This is a genomic window from Alkalibacillus haloalkaliphilus (assembly GCF_007991275.1).
Lineage (GTDB): Bacteria > Bacillota > Bacilli > Bacillales > Alkalibacillaceae > Alkalibacillus > Alkalibacillus haloalkaliphilus.
In genome coordinates, this window is record NZ_BJYA01000031.1 from 1 (window position 1) to 1,856 (window position 1,856).

Here is a 1,856-nt window from a genome sequence, read left to right on the forward strand (position 1 = left end):
TCGAGTAGGAGGAGGTGATTAACCTCCGACCTCTCACACCACCGTACGTACGGTTCCGTATACGGCGGTTCAATTTTATATTAAGCACGTACTTTCTTATAATGTTGTGCAGAAGAGATTAGTCCGAATTGGGCTAATCTCTTATTGGTTATAGTGGTTGTAAGAATCCATGAGTAAGCGGTGCGGACCGCACCTTTACTTGTATAACTGTTCCTGTAGGCATTGTATTTACTCATACCTAGTTTGATTAAATTCTTTCTCCGATTCTTAGGTGTTTTCCACTTTGTCCATATGCACGCTCTTAGACGATTTCTCGTGTGAGAGTCAATTCGCTCCAGTAGGCTTTTCATATAACCTATTCTAAAGTAATTAACCCAACCTCTTATGAGTTGGTTAATCCGTTTCACTTGATACTTCGTATCTACACTCCAGTTTCTTTTTGTTAACTGTTTCAGTTTATATTTGAACGTTTCGACCGATTTCTGGTGTGGCTTTGCTTTATACTCATTATTTTGGTAGTCTTTAAAGAAGCCAAAACCAAGAAACTTTAGGTCAGGATTATTGGGTTTGGTCACTTTTGATTTCGTTGTGTTGACGATTAGGCCAAGCTTTTCTTCGATGAACTTTGATACCGATCGCATAACACGATTGGCAGACATTTCGCTTTTAACCATGATGATACAATCATCAGCGTATCTAACGAAACGGAGTCCTCGGTTTTCAAGCTCTTGGTCTAATTCATTCAACATGATGTTACTTAACAGAGGGGATAAATTACCACCTTGCGGTGTTCCTATGATTGTCTCCTTATATCCTTCATCGAGTTGCACTCCACTTACTAGGAACTTTCTGATGAGTGAGATGACATCACCGTCTTTCACTGTTCTCGATATTAGGTTCATTAGACGGTCATGATTGACCGTATCAAAGAAACGTTCAAGGTCTATATCCACCACCCATTCGTAACCTTCATTCATAAATTCAAGCGACTGACGTATTGCCATTTCAGCGTTTCGTCCTGGTCTAAACCCATAACTGTGTTCATGAAACTGTTGATTAAATTTAGGAGTGAGAACTTGGGTTATAGCTTGTTGGATAACCCTATCAACTACGGTTGGGATACCTAATAGTCGAACTCCCCCATCATCTTTAGGAATTTCGACCCTTCTAACTGGGGATGGTTGGTACTCTCTTTGTTTGATTCGGCGGATAATATCCTTTTTGTTTTCCAACATGTGTGATGGTAATTCTTTGATTGTTATACCATCTACACCTGCGGCACCTTTGTTTTTAATGACTTGTTTCTGTGCCTGGTCAAGGTTATCCTTTCTTAGAATCCTGTCTAAAAGTTTCTCGTCATACATGCTTGTTACTTCCTTTCCTTCTCGTGAAGTCGGTATCCACTTTAACGCGGTATGCCAGTGGTCTTTTTCCTCTTCCAATCAAGATTTCCATAACCATAAAATTGTTCAGCCCTTCGCTCTTTCTAACTTTCGTTAGACGTCTTCACTACTACGGCTTCGGCTGACTTCTCACCGCCCAAACTTATATCACTACAAGTCTTTGGAGTAGGTGGTGAGACCTCCCTGGTTAAGGTGTGAACTCTTTCGCTCCATCTATCTGCCATATTTACACCGTATGATATGAGTAGCTATAGGACTTCAACTTCTTTAGCAGTCTTATCCTCATACGTTGCCTCTTATATGATTTCTGTTCGTCAAACCAGAGGTTTGTCTAGGGCTTCCTTCAGATTCCACGTCACCATGGACACCCTTGCCTTCGACTATGTGCTTACCGCTACCAGGTCGCACTCGGGACTTTCACCCGTTAGAGCTCACCCATGCCAGGCAAACTAA

1 protein-coding gene is annotated in these 1,856 nt (G+C 41.4%); it reads right to left on the reverse strand.

Features of this window, described 5'->3' with window-relative positions:
- Nucleotides 1–80: 80 nt before the first annotated feature.
- On the reverse strand, nt 81–1,442 hold the full coding sequence (gene ltrA, locus AHA02nite_RS14910; protein ID WP_246118881.1) for a group II intron reverse transcriptase/maturase: 1,362 nt from the start codon (nt 1,440–1,442) through the stop codon (nt 81–83).
- Nucleotides 1,443–1,856: the final 414 nt, after the last annotated feature.